Consider the following 19134-nt stretch of genomic DNA (forward strand, 5'->3'; position numbering starts at 1 on the left):
TTTAATGCGATTGCGTTTGAAGGTTGGCTTCCCCAGCCTCCAGATCGCGCGCGGATCGGCGCACATCGGCGATGAACCGACCTGCTTTTCCACGCAGATCATCGGCATGATCGCCAAGCGCCTTTGCGCTCGACACGACATCTTCGGCGGCGCTTCCGGTTTCTCGGCTGGCTTCGCGCAAACTGCCCAATCGCTCTTCAACTTGCGATGAGCTGGAGGCGACGGTTTCTATGTTTCTGGCCAATTCCTCGCCAGAAACGGATTGTTGATCGACGGCGGACGCAATCATCACCGATGCTTTTTCCAGTTCCCCGATGTGATCGACAATTCCTCGCAAGTCGCCCGCACTGGATCGGGTGAAATCCTGCATCGCGCTAATCTTTTCGGCGACTGAACTTGTGGCGTTGCTTGTTTGCATGGCCAATTCTTTCACCTCGCTTGCGACAACGGCAAAACCGCGCCCCGCCTCCCCGCCGCGCGCGGCTTCGATAGAGGCGTTTAGGGCCAGCAGATTGGTGCGTTGCGCGATGGTTTGGATCATTCCCGCGATCTCTCCAATTTCAAGCGCGGCGTTTGAAAGATCGGTCATCTTGGTGTTTGCGGTGGTGACCAATTCGCTGGCGTTGCGGGCCAATTGTGCGGATGCCGCAGCCTGCTGGCTGATTTCGGAAATGGAATGAGAAAATTCGTCGGTGGCGGCTGCGGCGGCAGTCACATTCGCGGTCGCGCTTTCCATCGCGTCTGCTGCACGCTGGGCCTGTCCGCTTGATCCTTCTGCCAATTCCCCCATCTGGCGAGAGGTCGCCTTCAACTGGGTTGAGGCGGTCGATACAGCCGTGATTACGTCACCGACGGACACCTCAAAGCCATCGGCCAACCCTTCGAGCAATTGCCGTTTGTCGCGCCGCAAGTCGCGCAGTTGTTCGGCGACCAATTGTTGTTGGGCCAATTGCTTTTCGGCGTCTTGGGCGCGGGCATCAGTCAAATTGCGCAATTTCAACATACTCGACCGAAACACGGTCAAGGATCGGGCCATGGCGCCGATTTCATCGCGGCGATTGCGGCCGGGAATGGGCGATTCCGCGTCGCCATCGGCGACTTCTTGCATCGCTTGCGTCATGTTTGTGATGTGCCCCACGATGTTCGCAATCAAAGCCCGCGCGCCGAATATCGTTGCAAGGAAAGACACAAGGATCAGGCCCGCACACGCAATAAACCCAACCAAAATGGCGTCCAAAATCCAGGTGATCTTGCCTTTGGCATAGGTTTGCGCCGCGTTAAAAACACCGCGCAACTCCGCGGCGTGTTCGGCTGTACGCTGTTCCAATTGTTCAATGTCTTGGCTCGACGAATTCACGTCCAAAGACCGAATGACGGCGATCTCCCCCTCTGCTTGATCGTGAAGCCACGCGATGTTGGCCATAATGTCGTCGGGATAAAGATCCGCGCCAACGGTCATTGCTTGTGACAAATCATCGCGCGCCTGCACGATTTCTTCCGCTGCGGAATCCAACTTTTCAGGGTCAGATTGATCCACAGCATCGGACAAATCCCGTGCCGCTTGCGCCATCGCAAGGCTTCCATGCGCGACCAAAATCTCCGCCCGCACGCGGTCGGCGTGTTCCGTGCCCGCTTGGCCAAAGAACCCAAATTGACCAAGCATCACGCAGGCCACCAAGAAGGGAATCAATGCCGCCCCGAATACGACCGCGCGCAATTTCGCGCTGAGCGATCGGCTTTGAAAGGCGGCGTCCCACCAATTGATGGCGGCATCCGGCAGGGCATCGCCCTCTTCATCAAAGGTGCTGGTATCACCCGAAACCGGGTCCATGTCGATCGTATGCGCGTTCATACTTCGGGCCATCTTTGTTGCAAAGCCCGTGGATAGGAGCAATTCCCACCCAAACGGAGCGATGACCAATGGCTAGGATTGGGTGTTTAAGTCGTGGTTACGCGCCACTTAACGATAATACCTAGTTTTGGATAATCTCTATCCGATTGCCGAATGGGTCCTCTGTAAAGAACCGGCGTATTCCCGCGATCGGCTTATCGTCCAACACCGGATATCCAGCCGTCGCCAAGGACGCGCGCATTCCGTCCAATTCGTCCACCAAAAGCGCGGGATGCGCCTTGCAAGCGGGTTTGAAATCGGGATCGACGCCGACATGGATGTTCGCCGATCCACTGGTAAACCAGCACCCTTTGGGTGACAGAACACCTGGTTTGGGAACCTCACGCATACCCAAGAGATCGACGAAGAAACGCCGGGCGGAATCCTCACCGCCATCGGGAATTGCGATTTGGACATGATCGAGGCCGGTCACAGGCATCGTGATCCCCGCTCCTTCAAATGCGATCCGCTTGCGCGACCGCATCGCTTGCCCGCAGCGCGCTCAATATCCGCGTAAGGTGGGCGAGATCTTGGACTTCTGCGTCGATTTCATAGGTGGTGAACGGGTGATCCAATTGCGTTTGCAGAAGGCTGGTAACGTTGATTTTATTTTGCGCAAAAATACCCGCCATCTCTGCCAAAGTGCCCGGTCGATCATAAATCGTCACAGTTAAACGACCGATCGCCCCGTGTGATCGCCTCCCCCAGTTGAGGTCCAACCAATCGTTATCCACACCGTTGGCCAATTCCAGACAATCAATCGCATGCACGGCGACACGTTGTCCCTTCCGACGCAATCCAACGATCCGATCCCCCGGAACTGGATGGCAGCATTCGGCCAATTCAAACGCGACACCCGGCGTCAATCCGCGGATTGAAATTTGGCGTTCATGCCGGGACCATTCTTCGTCGTCTTCAAACTCCGCGGTGCAGCCGGGGACCAAAGCCTCCATGACTTCGCGATCGGACAATTTGGCCGAACCGATCGCAAACATCAGATCATCGGGTTCATCCATTCCCAACCGCTCCACCGCCGCGCGGATGGCTTTTTTGCCGATGCGTGCGGGCACTCGGCTGGATATTTCGTCAAAGAGTTTGGACCCGATTTCCGCCACTTCATCGCGTTCTTTTAAACGCACCGCTCGCCGGATGGCCGCGCGCGCCTTGCCGGTGATCACAAAGCCCAACCACGACATTTGCGGCTCTGCATTGTTGCCTTTGATGATCTCAATCACATCGCCGTTCACCAATTGCGTGCGCAGCGGCATATGGCGCCCGTTGATCTTTGCCCCGACGCACGCAAGGCCCAAATCGGTGTGCACGGCAAAGGCAAAATCGACCGCAGTCGATCCCTTGGGCAATTGGAACAACGCGCCTTTCGGAGTGAAAGCGAAAATGCGATCTTGATACACCGCCAATTTGGTGTGCTCTAACAACTCTTCGGCGTCGTGGCTTGCATCGACGATTTCGATCAAATCGCGCAACCATGCGATTTGCCCGTCCGCTTTGTCAGATTGTTTGTATGCCCAGTGCGAAGCCAGGCCGAACTCGTTCAAACTGTGCATTTCGCGGGTGCGGATTTGCACCTCAACCCGCATCGAGTTTTCATACATCAACGACGTGTGGAGCGAACGATAGCCATTGTTTTTCGGCGTTGAGATGTAGTCTTTGAATTTGCCCGGCAGAAATTGCCACGTCGTGTGCAAGATACCCAATGCCTGGTAACAATCCGCCTCGCTTTGTGCGATCACCCGAAACGCCATGATGTCGGTGACCTGTTCAAAGCTGACATGGCGTTCCGACATCTTTTGCCAAATCGAAAAGGGATGCTTTTCGCGGCCCATCACTTCGACGTTCAAACCAGCCTCGGCCAATGCCTGTTTGATGTTCAGTGCGATGGCATCGACTTGTCCGCCATCGGATCCGCGCAACTCCTCCAGACGTTTGGTGATGGTGGTGTATGCTTCGGGCTCAATCTCTCTGAACGACAGCGCCTGCATCTCGCGCATATATTCATACATGCCGACCCGTTCCGCCAACGGGGCGTAAATATCCATGGTCTCACGAGCAATGCGCTGGCGCTTTTCCGGCTTTTTGATGAAATGCAGCGTGCGCATATTGTGCAGCCGATCCGCCAATTTGACCAACAAGACGCGGATGTCTTCGGACATAGCAAGCAGGAATTTGCGCAGATTTTCCGCCGCGCGTTCGTTTTCCGGCATTGCCTCAATTTTGGAGAGCTTTGTGACGCCATCGACCAATCGAGCGACTTCCGGCCCGAAATGTTGCTCGATATCCTCGATCGTGACCAATGTGTCTTCGACCGTGTCGTGCAGCAACGCGGTGATGATGGTTTCTTGATCCAATTGTAGATCAGTCATCAAGCCAGCCACCTCGATCGGATGGCTGAAATATGGATCGCCGCTGGCCCGCTTTTGCGCCCCGTGTTTTTGGACGGTGTAGACATAGGCGCGGTTAAGCAGCCCTTCGTCGGCATCGGGATCGTAGGTTTTTACCCGTTCAACAAGTTCATATTGGCGCAGCACAATTTGAATATGTGCCGAGCAAGGCAGCGGGGCAAGCGCGTTGTTGGGCATGTTCGCATTAATGTGAGGATCGGCGCGATGTGTGATGCGAAATCGCATCGCATTGGGCCTCATCGCCCTAAGACGCATCGCACTTGTTCCCATTAATGGATGCTTCGTAATTCCGCCCCCGCGCAATCATACGTAGTCGGGCTGCAATCCGGTTTGAACGGCGGATGCGGTACTCGGGTTAGATGGACACCGCCGCCCTCATAGATGACCATACAAACGGGCTCTTTACCGGCGTGTCCGACACCGGAAGAGACAACGCAAAACTTGCGATCTTTTGCAGCGGCACCGCGTTCGTCTTGGCGATGGCGGAAACGGTCACATCAATTTTTGATCGCTTTCCCGTTCCTCTTTCGCTCCCAATCTTTGGAATGATGACGGTGGCGATCGGTTCACGAGAGATCGCCGCCCGTTCACGATTGAGCCAACAAACCCGCCATAACGCATCGTCACGCCGCGAATTGGAGGCCAAAAACCGTTGGTTTTCCGTAACCGAGGCGCATGCGCGGGTCGGCCATTGGCGATTAGACCTGACGACAAACGAAGTATTTTGGTCCGATGCGACTTTTGCGATCCACGGATTGAAACCATCGCATCCGCCCAGTTTGAACGATGCCATCAATTTCTACCACAAAGACGATCGCTCTTATGTTGTTCAAACAATCGAGCGAGCCCGCGAAACCGGCCAACCGTACAATTTTCGGGCTCGTATCATCACGCCCGGCGGCGAAACGCGGCACGTCGAAGCAGCGGCGAGTGTGGAATGCACCTCCGATGGCACCCCCGCGGCCCTATTCGGTGTTGTCAAAGACCGCACCGGCGAGGAGGCAATGCAGGCCGATTTGCGGCAAGCCCGCGATCAGGCGAACGCCTTGGCCAGCGCCAAGGGACAATTCCTATCGCGGATGAGCCACGAAATCCGCACGCCGATGAATGGGTTGCTGGGCTTTGCCGAATTGTTGGAACTGAGCCAGTTGAGCGCCGAGCAAAGACGCCATACTGAATTGATTATTGGCTCGGCCAAGTCGCTTCAATTGCTGCTCAACGACATTCTAGATTTGAGCAAGATAGAAGCTGGCAAACCCGATATACGTTACGGCGAAACCGATGTGAGCGCTGCGCTTCAATCGGTGATCGCGACATCTGCGAAACTAGCCCAGCACAAAGGGATCAAGCTGGTGACTGACATCGGACCCGGCGTGCCGCCAAAGATCAATGTTGATGCTGCGCGATTGCGGCAAATCCTTTGCAACCTTGTGTCCAATTCGGTGCGCTTCACTGATACCGGCATCGTGTCATTGGCCGCGAGCAAAGATGGGGACGGTCTGAGCTTCTCAGTCACTGACACCGGCGCCGGGATTGAACCGCATCGGCGCGACTCCATTTTCACATTCTCCAACCAAGATCAAAGCAATCCCACGGATTTGAAGAACGGCACAGGGCTTGGCCTCGCAATGAGCCGCCAATTGGCACGATTGATGGGCGGTGATTTGACCGTGCGGAGCGAATTTGGACAAGGATCGATCTTTACATTGACCCTGCCGGATCACGCGGATCACGTGCTAGCAAGCACCGCCTCAGACTCCCAAGATGTCGCCCACAAAGCGTGACAAAAGAGCCAGCCGAGGCACAGTCTCCATAATCACCTCAATCAAACACCAAAGCCGTTCAATGGGCGTTCAAAGCCGGACAAGCGCGGCTAAGCGGGGCATCACCCCCATGTTGCGCGAGGCGGCAGGCTCATCAAAATCGCATCAATGTTCCCGCCGGTTTTCAGGCCGAAAATTGTACCGCGATCATAGACCAAATTGAATTCAGCATAACGGCCCCGATACTCAAGCAACGTTGCCTCATCCGCGTCAGTGTAGGGATCGTTCATCCGCTCGAGCACCAATTTGGGATACACATCCAAGAACGCTTTGCCGACATCTTGAGTAAAGGCGAAATTACGCGCGAATGTTTCGTCATCGTCGCATTCAAGGTGGTCGTAGAAAATTCCGCCCGCGCCGCGATGGGTTTCGCGATGTGGGATGTAGAAATAGTCGTCCGCCCATTGCTTGTATTTGTCGTAATACGCCGGATCATGCGCGTCGCACGCCGCGCGAAGTCGGGCGTGAAATGTTTCGATGTCTGTGTCGTTTGGAATAGGCGGATTAAGGTCAGCACCGCCGCCAAACCATGCTTTCCCCGTGGTCAAGAAACGCGTGTTCATGTGCACTGCTGGAACATGTGGATTGTGCATATGGGCAACCAAGCTAATGCCGGTCGCCGTGAAACCGGGATTGTCCGCATCCGCGCCGTTCACACTGCTGGCGAATTCTTTGGCAAAGCTGCCGCGCACGGTTGATACGTTTACACCAACCTTTTCGAACACTTTGCCCTTCATCAGACCCTGAACGCCGCCGCCCGGATCGTCATTGCCTTCTTCGGTGCGGTTCCATGGCGTGTATTGGAACGACGCATCCGAACCTGCCTCGCGTTCAATGCTCTCAAAACTTGCGCATATTTGGTCGCGCAAGCTTTCAAACCATGTCTTTGCCTGGCGTGTTTGACCGGCCCAATCGCTCATGAAACTTCCCTCAATTGACGCGCGGAGACCAAGACCAACGCAGCGAAAGTGTCAACGGGAATTGGCACAGATCATTCACGGCAAACCCAAACTTGCAGGAACACACCGGATCGCACCGTTTCGCCAAAGCGGCTCTTGCAAAACCGGCCCCAGCAGGTCACACGCAACAAATGGTTCCCGTTTCGTTCGCACCAACCAACCACGCAGAAATGCAGTTCGCAGGGCAGGAATTCGCCTTGATCAAAAGCACGGCTGTGTCGTGGACGTTGTATTGGCCGAATGAGCGCGCTTTGTTGGTTGCGGATTTGCACTTGGAAAAGGGCAGTTGGTACGCACAGCATGGTCAGATGCTGCCCCCGTATGACAGCCGCGAAACACTGGAGAGGGTCGCCAATGCAGTCAAAGCAACCGGGGCACGGCGATTGATCACTTTGGGCGATAATTTCCATGATGAGGCGGGCACGAGGCGGCTTGATGATTGTGCGACCGATATGCTCGAAACGTTGACCCGGTCGATTGATTGGGTGTGGATCACCGGCAATCATGACGAAGAGATTGTCGACAAGAATGGCGGCGCGTTTGGTGCGCAGGTCATGCCGGAATTGGACATTGGCGGGATCATCTTGCGACACGAGGCAAAACCCGGAGAAACCCGTGCGGAAATGTCAGGGCATTATCATCCCAAAATGCGCGTGACCGTGCGCGACCGCCACATCGCCCGACCTTGCGCGGTGGTTGCCCGATCGGCCAGCACCGAACGAATGATCCTTCCTGCCTTTGGCGCTTACACCGGCGGCATGGACGCCAATGCGCCTGAAATCGTCAACGCGCTTTTGCCAGCGGAGCGGATTGATGCCGTTTTGCCTGCAAAAGCGAAGATGGTGACGTTCCCGATTTACCGCGCGGCCCAATCATCGGCCGACTGCGGGGCGCCATCGGGGCGTGATCTGCGACCGAATTGACACAATCCGAGCAGAAGATCGCAAGAAGGGGATGGCGCGCGCAACAAATGGCAAGACTCTTCTGGTGTTTGCGCCGTGCCGCCCTTACATAAAGCGCATACAGACTCAGGCTGATACAGGAGAAAACACATAGCCCGTCCACCTAGGCGATCGATGGCCCCGCCCGTTAAAAGCGGCCCTCGCTACGACAATTTCATCCAAGTTCCCAAAGTCCGCGTCATTGATGACGAAGGCGAGAATCTTGGCGTAATGTTCACCCGCGAAGCGATGGAGCAGGCCAATGAAAAGGGCCTAAACCTCGTCGAAGTGTCCCCCAACGCGGACCCGCCGGTGTGCAAATATCTCGATGTCGGCAAATACCGGTTTGAGGCGCAGAAAAAGGCCAACGCCGCGCGCAAATCGCAAAAGACGCAAGACATCAAAGAAGTCAAAATGCGTCCCAACATCGACACGCATGATTACGATGTGAAAATGCGCAACGTGAACAAATTTATCGACAACGGCGATAAAGTGAAAGTCACGCTGCGTTTTCGCGGTCGTGAAATGGCGCACCAGCATTTGGGCATGGATCTGCTCAAACGGGTTCAAGAAGACATGGCGGAAACCGCCAAGATCGAAGCGTTCCCCCGGTTGGAAGGTCGACAAATGTTGATGGTGCTGTCGCCGAAATAGAGCGGTCAACACCACTGAAACGAGCAAAACGGGCGCCCAATGGGTGCCCGTTTTTCCTTGTGGAACATACATTTCTGCACTGACCGACCCAGATCACACGGCAAACAGGGCCATCCGAACGCCAACCCATTCGTCGCCGACGAACAACAGGTGTGTTCGACAAATAACACACTGCGTCCGATTGGCGGGAACAAATCTAGGGGCTTGTGAGCTATACACTAAGTTACGAGGCGCGGGTCCGGTCAAAATTCAACCCGCCCGTTGGGAGGCTTTGAATTGATCCCCCAATCAACCGGACCCGTTTCTCGGACCGTTCGTTAAACGCCCGCCCTTGGGCACCGCCCCAACCATCGGGCATTGAAACAAAAACGGCTTCCCCGAAGAAGCCGCCCTAATTTTGAGAAGGACCGCAAGAGATGATCCGACTTCAGGCCCTGACAAGTGTTGCACTTGGCGCCGCTTCGGCGATCGCCCTTAGCTCCGCGCCCGCCGCTGCACAAACCACCGCCGGCGCAAACGATTCAGCCTATGCGACATTCACCCCCAGCGACACGCCCAACAGCGATGGGATCGATTATTCGATCTGGGACGAAGCGATGAGCAATCTGGTCATTTCGATGGGCCCGTCATTGCGCGAAACCGCCGGGCGCCCGGTCCCCGGTTTGGGCACTCGGCGTCAATATGGGCACATTTCGCGCTATCGCCTCGAAGGGTCGCGGATCATGTTCAGCTTCCTCGACAGCGACGTGATCTCAAGCTTTACTGAATATCGTCAGGATCTCGAAAACACCGCTTCGATCATCGATATTCAAGCGCTAAACCGCAACGAACAACTCGCCTATTGGATCAACCTTCATAATGTTGCGATGATCGAACAGATCGCCAACAATTGGCCGGTTCGCCAGCCGCGCGACATCGAAATCAACGGTGTTCCATTGGACGAGGCACGCTTTATCACGGTTGAAGGCATCGCCCTTTCTCCGCGCGACATCCGCGAACGCATCGTGTTTGCGAACTGGCGCGATCCGCGTGTGATTTATGGTTTTTGGCGTGGCGAAATTGGCGGCCCATCCATTCAACGCGAGGCGTTCAACGCCGACAACGTATCCCGCTTGCTTGATCGTGGTGCGCGTGATTTTGTGAACTCACTGCGCGGAACGCAAAAATCCGGCGACACGCTTCAAGTGTCAGAATTGTTCGAAGAGGCGGCACCGTTCTTCTTCTCCGATTTTGAATCCGACCTGCGTGCCCATTTGTCGCGGTTCGCCAATGCAGACACGGCCGCTTTGCTGTCGGGCACGACACAAATCGACGCCAGCGTGAAAGAATACGACATTGCAGATTTGGCCGGTGGCGTGCGCGAACCGACCTATTCGAATGTGACATCGGCCGATGGCACGTCGCAAAGTTTCCGCATCCCGCAAAGCATGCAGCGCCTGCTGCAACAGCGTGAGCAGAAATTCCAGCGGATCATCCGCGAAGGTCGAACCGGCACAGTCACCTTCTCGAACATCACTTTGCCTGGTGATCCAGAAGACAACGAAGTCGAATAATCTCGTTTCGACATCGGCACAGAAAATGGCCGTCAAACCCATTGGGTTTGGCGGCCTTTTCGTTATGATCTGAGATGTTTGGTGAATTCAGGCGATTGAAACATCGCACACAATGCACCATCAAATGGACCAATTGAAGGAAGATGACGATGCAAGGTCCCGCGTTCAAATTGGGTGCAACTTTGGGTGTTGCCCTTACCACTGTTGGTGCGCCGCTTGCCGCGTCTGATGAGGTGCATCCATCCGTCCTTGTTTCTGTTGCGCAGGCGGCATCGGGCCCTGCGACAGGGACAACAGCGAACACCGCGCCGGCTGCCAATCCGTTTTCCATCTTTACGCCCACACGCAACCCAATCCGGCATCGCATTGATTACGAGTTCTGGGACTTTGCGCTCAAGAACCTTGTGATTTCGATGGGACCATCCACGCGCGACACTGCCCGCCCGCCGGGCGACGTGTTGGGATCTCGCATCCGACAGGGGCACAATTCCCGCTATCGTTTGGAAGGGGCGATGGTCGGCTTTTCATTCATGGATGAACAGGCGATCAGCGGTTTGGCCGAATATCGCCGCGATCTAGAAAGCGTGGCCGACACGCTCGACATTGGCTCCCTGCCCCGCAACGAACAACTGGCCTATTGGCTGAACCTTCACAATGTCGCGTTGATGGAACAGATCGCGTTGAATTGGCCCGTGCGCCAACCGCGCAGCATCGAAATCGACGGCGTGACGCTTGACGAGGCGCGCTTTATTGCGGTCCGCGGCATCGACATGAGCCTGCGCGACATCCGCGAACGGATCGTGTTTGCCCATTGGCGTAATCCCAAAGTGATTTACGGGTTTTGGCGCGGCGAAATTGGCGGGCCAGCGTTGGAACGGGACGCATTCACCGGGGACAATGTCAGTTCCCTTCTCGATCAGGCGGCGGAGGATTTCGTCAATTCGCTGCGCGGAACGCAGAAGAATGGCAGAAATCTCGACATCTCCACCCTGTATGGTGACACCGCCCCATTCTATTTCCCCAATTTTGACGCCGATATCCGCGAACACATTGCCGAATACGCGAATGAAGAAGTCACCGATATCCTTGGCCGAACATCCGTCATCCGCGCCTCTATCCGCGAATGGGATATTGCCGATTTGTCGGGCGGTTCGCGCGGCGCCAATTACCTCGCCGCCAGCCGACCCGGCCTATCTATAGGCGCGGCCCAATTGCTCGCCCAAAGACAGCGGAAGTTTCAGATTTTGGAGTTGCGCGGGGATACGCGCCGCGGCCAGGTGTTCTTTTCAAACATACGTCTGCCGGGCGATCCCCCCAACGCCAACGCCGTAGAATAACGTATCAATCGATTTTCGATCGTTCATCTTGGGTTGTAAAAGCGCCTGATAGCTTTTCCGCTGTGGGAATATTTATTGTCTAGTGGGAGACTATTGATGACGGCTCGATCCAATCTTCGCCTGACTTCAGCTCTATTGGCTGTTGCCAGTTTAACGGCACCCCTCGCAGCAGAGACATCTGCCATTCCAATCCCGGCCCAATCGCAATCGCGCGCAATCGCGCCCGACAATGCGACCACACAGCTGGCGCAATTCGCCCCGGATCAGGATCGCCGCGAACACCGCATCGATTACGAACATTGGGATGAGGCGCTCGCTTGGTTTGTTGTCCCCATGGGACCATCCATCCGACAAGGTGCGCCGCGTGTTGATCCGTTGGTCGGCACACGCAGGATTTATGGCCATGAATCGCGCTATCGCCTCGAAGGGAACCGGGTCGCGTTTTCATACCTGACCCCGCAGATTCGCCAATCGATCACCGACTATCGCGCCGATCTGGAACAGATTGGGAGCGAACTTGATCTGTCTGCGATCCCTCGCAATGAACAGCTCGCCTATTGGATCAACCTGCACAATGTTGCCGTGATCGAAGCCTTGGCCGCGGAATATCCATTGGCCGAACCCAGCGCGCGCGGATTTGGCACGAACAACGCTGCATTGGATGATGCGATCCTCGTCACAGTCGATGGCGTATCGCTTTCACCGCGCGATATTCGCGAACGGATCGTCTATCCCAATTGGAGCGATCCGAAAGTCATGTACGGTTTTTGGCGCGGCACGATCGATGGCCCATCGATCCAACGGCTTGCCTATACCGGCGGCAATGTCGACGCGCTCTTGTCCCTTTCTGCAGAAGAATTCGTCAACTCCCTGCGCGGGGTGGAACGGTGGGGCGGCGCCTTGCGGGTGAGCCCGATCTATGACGAAGCAGCAGAATTCTACTTTGAGAACACCGACGCGCTTCGTGCGCATCTTTCCCAATTTGCGCGCGATGACGTCCGCGAATTGGTCAACGAAACCAGCGATGTCGCATACAAGCGGGTGGAAGGCGACCTCGCCGATCTTGCCCGCGGCGAACGCGATCCTGGCGTCAATTTCATCTGCCAACAAGCCGGCGGCACACAGGGTGGCGATCCGCCCCGCGTCGGCAATGCCACATGCACGCCTACTCGGACCGTGCCCAATCTGGCGATCCAACGTTTGATGGAAGAGCGCGCCGAAAAACTGCGCCGGGCCCGCAAACGCGGCATCCGCAGCGGCATGGTCATATTTGGCGATGGGCAATACGTCGAAGGGGAAACCCCACCCGAAGTCGAATAGAGACAGGCGTCATTGAAGACAGGATTGGCCCGTCATCAGCGTCGCTGGTGACGGGCCTTTCGTGTCACCTTGCCGACCGCATCCTCACCCTGATACGTCGGGACATTGAAATGGTGAGAGGGACAAAAGCGGGATGAGCCAGCCAACGATAAGCGCGCGCCGGATCGGGTTGATCCTTGGCCCCGGCGCCTTTGCTCTTACCGCGCTGACCGCTGCACCATCGGGCATGTCGGATGTCGCATGGTTGGTCGCGGGCCTAACCGTGTGGATGGCCGCGTGGTGGATGACAGAGGCGGTGCCGTTGTCGGTGACCGCGCTGCTGCCATTCGTTGTCCTTCCATTGAGCGGTGTAATGACCGCCAAAGCCACGGCCAGCGCCTACTACGCGCCGATCCTGTTCCTATTGTTGGGCGGCGCGTTCATCGCTCTGGCGATTGAACGGACCGGGTTACACCGGCGGTTAAGTCTGGCGATCTTGAAAACCATCGGGTCGGACGGCGGGCAAGTGCGCTTACTGCTCGCCTTTATGATTTCGGCGGCGATCCTTTCGATGTTGATTTCGAACACATCGACCGCGTTGATCATGATGCCGATGGCATTGGCCGTTTTGGCCGGCGGCATCGCCACGAAAGCGGGCGCATCCCCGAAAGATGACACCGCGACCCTAGAAACCTCTGGCCTGTTCGGCGCGTTGCCGATGGGGATCGCCTTTGGGGCAACCATTGGCGGATTGGGCACGATTGTCGGTTCCCCGACCAACGGGATCGCGGTGCAATTGTTGGACGATATGATCGGCCTAGAGATCAGTTTTGCGACATGGATGGCGTACGGCCTTCCGGTTGTGTTGATCGGCGTGCCGCTTGCCGCCTTTATCATTGCCAAAGTTCAACGGGTCGCGGCGCATCCGTTCGACGTTGCATCGGCACGCGCCTCCATCGACGACGCGTCGCCATGGTCGATCGCAGAGAAACGCTTGGTCCCTATCATCGCCATCACTTTTGCACTTTGGATGACCCGCCGATGGGTCGCACCCTATTTGCCGGAAAACAGTTGGACCGATGGCACGATTGCGGTGATCGCCGCGCTTGCATTGTTCCTAATGCCGGATGGCACACGCGAAGAGGGAAAGCGGCGCCCCTTGCTCAAATGGAGCGAGGCCGACCGCGCGCCTTGGGGTGTGATCCTTATGTTCGGCGGTGGCTTGGCGTTGGCGGCTGGCATGCAGCAAAGCGGATTGGCTGCGTGGTTGGGCGAAGCGTTGTTGCCGCTGGACGCGGTGCCGTTGTTCCTGATGGCGCTGGCGATTGTGGCGATGGTGGTGTTGATCACCGAATTCGCCAGCAATGTTGCCACCGCATCCGCCATTATCCCGGTCGTTGCCAGTTTGGCCGCCGCTCTGGGATTGGGAGAGGACGCCATTCTAATCGCAATGCCCGCCGCCCTTGCCGCCAGTTGGGGTTTCATCCTGCCGGCGGGCACGGGCCCCAATGCGATTGCATGGGGCACGGGTCGGCTCACCATTGGCCGATTGGTGCGCGCGGGCCTTGTGCTCGATTTGATCGGGATTGTGATGATTGTCGGATTGGTTTGGGGAATGGCGACTATCGCGGGGTAACCGCATTGCGCATTCCGACGGGTGGCGAATGTTGCCCCGCCAAGACCACGCATTCTTGGCCGCAACAACGCGTTCATCCATGCGCGACATCCACAAGAAAGCCGCCGCAAACCGGTTGCAACTGCAACCATCTGGCGGTAATTGGTGCCCATTGCAGCGGCCTTTGGGGAGAGGCGCTTCTGCGGAGGTTAGGAGCGGGCGCCCCATTGGTCCTTTTGAACGGCCCCTGCCTTCCTGGGGGCGTTGAAAGGGATGCGTTAGCATGACCGATAGACCCGTAGATCAAAACTCCGCCACCGACACACCCACTCCGCGCCGCAAGCCAAAGCCTGAGCGGACCAGCATCAATGGCCGTCCTTTAAAGCCATCGACGCTGATGATGGGACACGGGTTTGACCCGGTCCTTTCGGAAGGGTCATTGAAGGCTCCGATCTTCCTTACATCCACATTTGCCTTCCCCAGCGCAGCGGATGGCAAACGCCATTTCGAAGGGATCACCGGAAAACGCGAAGGCGGCGCAGAAGGCCTCGTCTATTCGCGCTTTAACGGCCCAAACCAAGAGATTTTGGAAGACCGTCTATCGGTCTGGGATGGGGCAGAAGACGCTCTCGCCTTTTCCAGCGGCATGACCGCCATCTGTGTTTTGATGATGGCCTATGTTGGGCAAGGTGACGTGATCGTCCATTCCGGCCCGCTCTACGCCGCGACCGAAGGGTTCGTCGCCAAAGTGTTGGCCAAGTTCGGTGTTACCTACATCGATTTCCCCGCTGGTGCGACGCGCGAAGAATTGGACGACGTTCTCAAACGCGCGAAATGCCAAGCGGGTGAGAACGGCGGAAAGGTCGCGATGATCTATCTCGAAAGCCCCGGCAATCCGACCAACGCTCTGGTCGATATCGAAGCGGTGAAAGAAGCGCGCGACGCAAACCTCAAATGGGATTGCCCAATCGCCATCGACAACACATTCCTCGGCCCGCTTTGGCAGCGGCCATTGGAGCACGGCGCGGACATCGTCGCCTATTCCTTGACCAAATATGTCGGCGGTCATTCCGATCTTGTCGCGGGCAGCATCGCAGGCGCGAAGAAATGGATGGATCCGGTTCGGGCGCTGCGCAACACAATGGGCGGCATCGTCGATCCCAACACCGCGTGGATGTTGCTGCGTTCATTGGAAACGGTGGAGTTGCGGATGCAGCGCGCTGGCGAAAACGCGGCCAAAGTTTGCGCCTTCCTGAAAAGCCACCCCAAGGTCACCGGCCTTGGCTATCTTGGCGACATCACCGATGCCCGGCAACAAGACATCTATGACCGGCATTGCCTAGGTGCTGGCTCGACATTTAGCGTGTTCATCAAAGGCGGCGAGGCAGAGAGCTTTGCCTTCCTAGACAATCTGCAAATCGCCAAACTCGCGGTCAGCCTTGGCGGGACAGAGACGCTGGCCAGCCACCCGGCTAGCATGACTCACCTTTCGGTCGCTCCTGAACGCCGCACGGCTTTGGGCATCACCGACAGCCTCGTGCGCATCAGCATTGGGATCGAGGACCCCGATGATCTGATCGCGGACTTTGAACAGGCGCTCGAACAGGTTTGAGTTTCGCCGTCTCTTCCAAGGGGCCACGAACACGCACTCAACTTACGCAGTGAGGTCTCAATGACGCTTGTCTTTGAGACCTCATCACTGCACTCTCCTGCGAACAACAAATCAAAACGCACTCAGCGTTCGTAAGGGAGCCATCCATGACCGACACCAGAAAACCCGTCTTCCTAGTCATCGGTGCAGGAGCCGGAATTGGCGGCAGCACGGGCGCGCGATTTGCCGCCGGGGGCTATCACACGGTTTTGGCGCGACGCTCTGACGAAGCGGGCCTTCAACGGATGATCGCCGAAATTGAGGCGGCTGGCGGCACAGCCTCTGGCACTTTGCTCAACGCATCCGAAGACGGCGCGATTGAGGACTTGGTTGAACGCGTTGAGCGCGACATAGGCCCGATCGAAGGCGCGTTGTATAATCTTGGCGCACAGATCGGCAATCGTGAGCTTCACGACACGCCGCACCGCACATTCGAATTGGGCTGGCGGCTGGGGTGTTACGGCGTTTTCCGTCTGGCCCATGCAATGTTCCCCGCCATGGTCGAACGCGCCAAAACCGGAAAACACGGCACATTGCTGGTCACATCGGCCACATCGGCGGTGCGCGGTAATGCGGGACAACACAGCCACGCCGCCGCAATGGGCGGTCGGCGGATGCTATGCCAAACGCTCAACGCGGAATATGGGCCAAAGGGCATTCACGTCGCGCATATCGTCGTCGACGGGGCGGTTGATGCGCCGGACACATTGGGCAAATTGTTGGGCGACAAATTCGACGCGTTTAAGGCCAGCAAAGGCGATGAGGGCGTCATCGACCCTGCCGCCATTGCCGAAACCTATTGGAACCTTGCCCAACAACCGCGCAATTGTTGGACGCATGAAATTGATATTCGGCCATGGACCGATGTGGCGTGGTGGAACGACAATCCCAGCCCGCAAATCAATTCGACCGCGGCCAATCCGGGATTTGCCGGGCCAAAGACTTAGCCCGCGAGTTTTCCAACCAGATCACGCAAAGCCGCGTTCAGATCGGCATCCGTTAGCGCGCCTGCTTCGCGGTCAAAGACTTTGCTGAATTCTGGGACGGACAAATGCCCGACCACATCGCCGCCAAAGCGCGGCGTTGCACCCACGGCAAATTCCAAAACAGATTGCGCCCCGCGCGCACCGTCCGATGTGGCAAGCAGCGCCATGCGTTTGCCTTGCCACACTTCGCGGCCCAAACGGCTGCACCAATCGAACAGATTTTTGAACGCCGCTGGATAGGCGCCATTGTGTTCAGGAAAAGCGATGATCACTGCATCGACCGATCCGATCTTCGCTAGAAAATCATGCGCCAATTGCGGGATGCCGCCCGCTTCTTCGCGGTCGGATTGGTAAAGCGGCATTTCGTAATCATGGATGTTCAACGTTTCGATCACCGCGCCTTCAATCACTTCGGCAGCAATGCGGCCGGCATATTCAACGATCTGACGGTTGATCGAAGTGGACGAGTTGCTTGCGGCAAAAGTGAGAATTCGCATGACAGTTCCTGTGTTGAGAAAAAGGTGCGCCTATCCGCGCCACTCGCGGCGATCTTCGGCCGCGCGCAGCACCTCATAGGCAACTTGCAGTTTTTGAAATTCTTGTGCGGCCTCTTCATCGCCCGGCTTTACATCGGGATGGACGCTTTTGGCTCTGACGCGATAGGCTTTTTTGATCGCCGCGAAATCGGCATCGGATTCCAATCCCAACACTTCCAGTGCCCGCATTTCATCGGCAGTCCGTGATCCGTCACCGGATCCAGTCCAACCGTAATGCGACGCCTCTGCATAGCCTTCGCTCTCCTGCCTTTCGGCTTTCGCGCGCTCGGCCTTTTGCTCTTTGTCGAGCCCTTCGAAATAGTCCCAACCTTTGTTGTATTCCGCCGCGTGTTTTTGACAGAAATACCAACGGTCCGGGCTGTTGGGTGATTTGGGCGCGGGGCACAGGCCCGGTTCGCCGCAACCATGGCGATCGCATTCGCGTTGAGCCACCGCCTCACGCGAGCTGTCGTAGGAACGCCAGCGCGGAAATCCCCAATCGTTTGAACGGCCTGCTTTCGCCATTAGGCACAGCCTTCAATCGCGGGGATGATGATGTTTATCGTGCAGCTCACGCAGTTCATCTAATGCCAATGGCGACAATTGCAAAGGCGCGACAAAGGATTTGGGAACCGGTTGCAATCTAAAATGTTGCATTGCAATAGAGTGTTTACTTCGACGCGGCTATGACGCGCCGAAGCCAAGGGATGCAAATGAGCCAACAACTGACAATTTCCAGCCTGTTTTCAGCGCTCGCCTTGGTAAGCTTGGCGTTGGTTGCGCGTGCGGGCACCGTGTTGGACACCGCTCAGAGTGAGCCTTCGTGGGTTCAATATGAAGCGGTTGAATTCCCGGCTTCGGACAACCGCGCCGCGTAAACCTTCCACGCCCGCCCCAACGATAGGAGCGAGCGCAGAAAATTCATTGATCGATCAATTGATGATGATGCTGGCTGCGCGGCGGTTTTGTGCCCACGCGCTTGCGTTGGATGCCAATGCAACGGGGCGCTCTTTGCCAAAACTGACAATGCGGATCCGGTTTGTGGCCACGCCCAAGCTGACGAGGTAGTTCTTCGCCGAATTGGCGCGCCGTTCACCCAACGCCAGGTTGTATTCGCGGGTGCCGCGTTCATCGGTATGACCTTCGATGGTGAAGGTCAGTTGCGGAAAGCGTGCAAAATACTGCGCCTGTGCCTGAAGCGCGGCGGCATCGCTGCTGTCGATGTTGAAACGATCAGTGTCAAAATAGATGACCGCGGAACGGCCAACCGCATTTTCAAAATGCCCTTGCGTGCCAACCGCGGGCCCTGCCGGCAAAGTGGGCGTTGGTGTCGCGGTTGGCGCCGGTGTGGTTACCGGTGGCGGCGGCAGCTCTTCGGGTGCCTTTTTCGAACAAGCACCAAGCGCAAGCGCGGATGTCAGCACAGCCGCAGTGGCCGTTTTGGAAAAGGAGAAAGTCATCGTATTTGC

17 protein-coding genes are annotated in these 19134 nt (G+C 56.8%); 10 read left to right on the forward strand and 7 right to left on the reverse strand.

What is annotated here, in order from left to right:
• Nucleotide 1: 1 nt before the first annotated feature.
• The 3 genes from BQ8290_RS05840 to BQ8290_RS05850 form a co-directional block, all read right to left on the reverse strand.
• Nucleotides 2-1852 carry a methyl-accepting chemotaxis protein gene (locus BQ8290_RS05840; RefSeq protein ID WP_337661062.1) on the reverse strand — a complete coding sequence of 617 codons (1851 nt, stop codon included), beginning with the start codon at nucleotides 1850-1852 and terminating at the stop codon, nucleotides 2-4.
• 121 nt (nucleotides 1853-1973) lie between these two features.
• A complete protein-coding gene (locus BQ8290_RS05845; protein ID WP_108791991.1) occupies nucleotides 1974-2330 on the reverse strand; it encodes a VOC family protein in 357 nt (118 codons plus the stop codon).
• Nucleotides 2331-2346: 16 nt separating this feature from the next.
• Nucleotides 2347-4437, reverse strand: a complete 2091-nt coding sequence (locus BQ8290_RS05850) for a RelA/SpoT family protein (RefSeq protein ID WP_108791993.1) — start codon at nucleotides 4435-4437, stop codon at nucleotides 2347-2349.
• A gap of 233 nt (nucleotides 4438-4670) precedes the next feature.
• Between BQ8290_RS05850 and BQ8290_RS05855 the strand changes: the two genes are divergently transcribed.
• Nucleotides 4671-6095, forward strand: coding sequence for an ATP-binding protein (locus BQ8290_RS05855; protein ID WP_108788430.1), 1425 nt, complete (start codon nucleotides 4671-4673; stop codon nucleotides 6093-6095).
• Nucleotides 6096-6196: 101 nt separating this feature from the next.
• On the opposite strand, the gene hemF is transcribed toward BQ8290_RS05855, so the two are convergent.
• Nucleotides 6197-7054: an oxygen-dependent coproporphyrinogen oxidase gene (hemF, locus tag BQ8290_RS05860; RefSeq protein WP_108788432.1), complete on the reverse strand. Its 858-nt coding sequence runs from the start codon at nucleotides 7052-7054 to the stop codon at nucleotides 6197-6199.
• A gap of 170 nt (nucleotides 7055-7224) precedes the next feature.
• On the opposite strand from hemF, the gene pdeM reads away from it, so the two are divergent.
• The 8 genes from pdeM (at nucleotide 7225) to BQ8290_RS05900 (ending at nucleotide 17090) form a co-directional block, all read left to right on the forward strand.
• Nucleotides 7225-8016, forward strand: coding sequence for a ligase-associated DNA damage response endonuclease PdeM (pdeM, locus tag BQ8290_RS05865; RefSeq protein ID WP_108791995.1), 792 nt, complete (start codon nucleotides 7225-7227; stop codon nucleotides 8014-8016).
• 153 nt (nucleotides 8017-8169) lie between these two features.
• Nucleotides 8170-8688, forward strand: coding sequence for a translation initiation factor IF-3 (gene infC, locus BQ8290_RS05870; protein ID WP_108788434.1), 519 nt, complete (start codon nucleotides 8170-8172; stop codon nucleotides 8686-8688).
• 416 nt (nucleotides 8689-9104) lie between these two features.
• Entirely contained in the window at nucleotides 9105-10241 is a 1137-nt protein-coding gene (locus tag BQ8290_RS05875; RefSeq protein WP_108788436.1) for a DUF547 domain-containing protein, read from the forward strand.
• A gap of 149 nt (nucleotides 10242-10390) precedes the next feature.
• A complete protein-coding gene (locus BQ8290_RS05880; RefSeq protein ID WP_108791997.1) occupies nucleotides 10391-11578 on the forward strand; it encodes a DUF547 domain-containing protein in 1188 nt (395 codons plus the stop codon).
• 96 nt (nucleotides 11579-11674) lie between these two features.
• Entirely contained in the window at nucleotides 11675-12898 is a 1224-nt protein-coding gene (locus BQ8290_RS05885; protein WP_108788438.1) for a DUF547 domain-containing protein, read from the forward strand.
• Nucleotides 12899-13031: 133 nt separating this feature from the next.
• Complete coding sequence (locus BQ8290_RS05890; protein WP_108788440.1) at nucleotides 13032-14513, forward strand: DASS family sodium-coupled anion symporter; 1482 nt, start codon at nucleotides 13032-13034, stop codon at nucleotides 14511-14513.
• Between the two features lie 262 nt (nucleotides 14514-14775).
• Nucleotides 14776-16104, forward strand: a complete 1329-nt coding sequence (locus tag BQ8290_RS05895; RefSeq protein ID WP_108788442.1) for a cystathionine gamma-synthase family protein — start codon at nucleotides 14776-14778, stop codon at nucleotides 16102-16104.
• 146 nt (nucleotides 16105-16250) lie between these two features.
• Entirely contained in the window at nucleotides 16251-17090 is an 840-nt protein-coding gene (locus tag BQ8290_RS05900; protein ID WP_108788444.1) for an SDR family NAD(P)-dependent oxidoreductase, read from the forward strand.
• Here BQ8290_RS05900 and BQ8290_RS05905 read toward each other — a convergent pair.
• Nucleotides 17087-17626: an NAD(P)H-dependent oxidoreductase gene (locus BQ8290_RS05905; protein ID WP_108788446.1), complete on the reverse strand. Its 540-nt coding sequence runs from the start codon at nucleotides 17624-17626 to the stop codon at nucleotides 17087-17089. The two genes, BQ8290_RS05900 and BQ8290_RS05905, sit on opposite strands and share 4 nt — an antisense overlap.
• Nucleotides 17627-17656: 30 nt before the next feature.
• Nucleotides 17657-18190 (reverse strand): DnaJ domain-containing protein, encoded by a 534-nt coding sequence (locus BQ8290_RS05910; protein WP_108788448.1) that lies wholly within the window; start codon nucleotides 18188-18190, stop codon nucleotides 17657-17659.
• 188 nt (nucleotides 18191-18378) lie between these two features.
• Here BQ8290_RS05910 and BQ8290_RS05915 point away from each other — a divergent pair, with 188 nt between their 5' ends.
• The gene (locus BQ8290_RS05915; protein WP_337661063.1) at nucleotides 18379-18543 is read left to right on the forward strand and encodes a hypothetical protein; all 165 of its coding nucleotides are present in this window, start codon (nucleotides 18379-18381) and stop codon (nucleotides 18541-18543) included.
• A gap of 54 nt (nucleotides 18544-18597) precedes the next feature.
• Here BQ8290_RS05915 and pal read toward each other — a convergent pair whose 3' ends face one another.
• A complete protein-coding gene (pal, locus tag BQ8290_RS05920; protein WP_108791999.1) occupies nucleotides 18598-19125 on the reverse strand; it encodes a peptidoglycan-associated lipoprotein Pal in 528 nt (175 codons plus the stop codon).
• Between the last annotated feature and the right edge of the window lie 9 nt (nucleotides 19126-19134).

The organism is Erythrobacter sp. Alg231-14, assembly GCF_900149685.1.
Lineage (GTDB): Bacteria > Pseudomonadota > Alphaproteobacteria > Sphingomonadales > Sphingomonadaceae > Erythrobacter.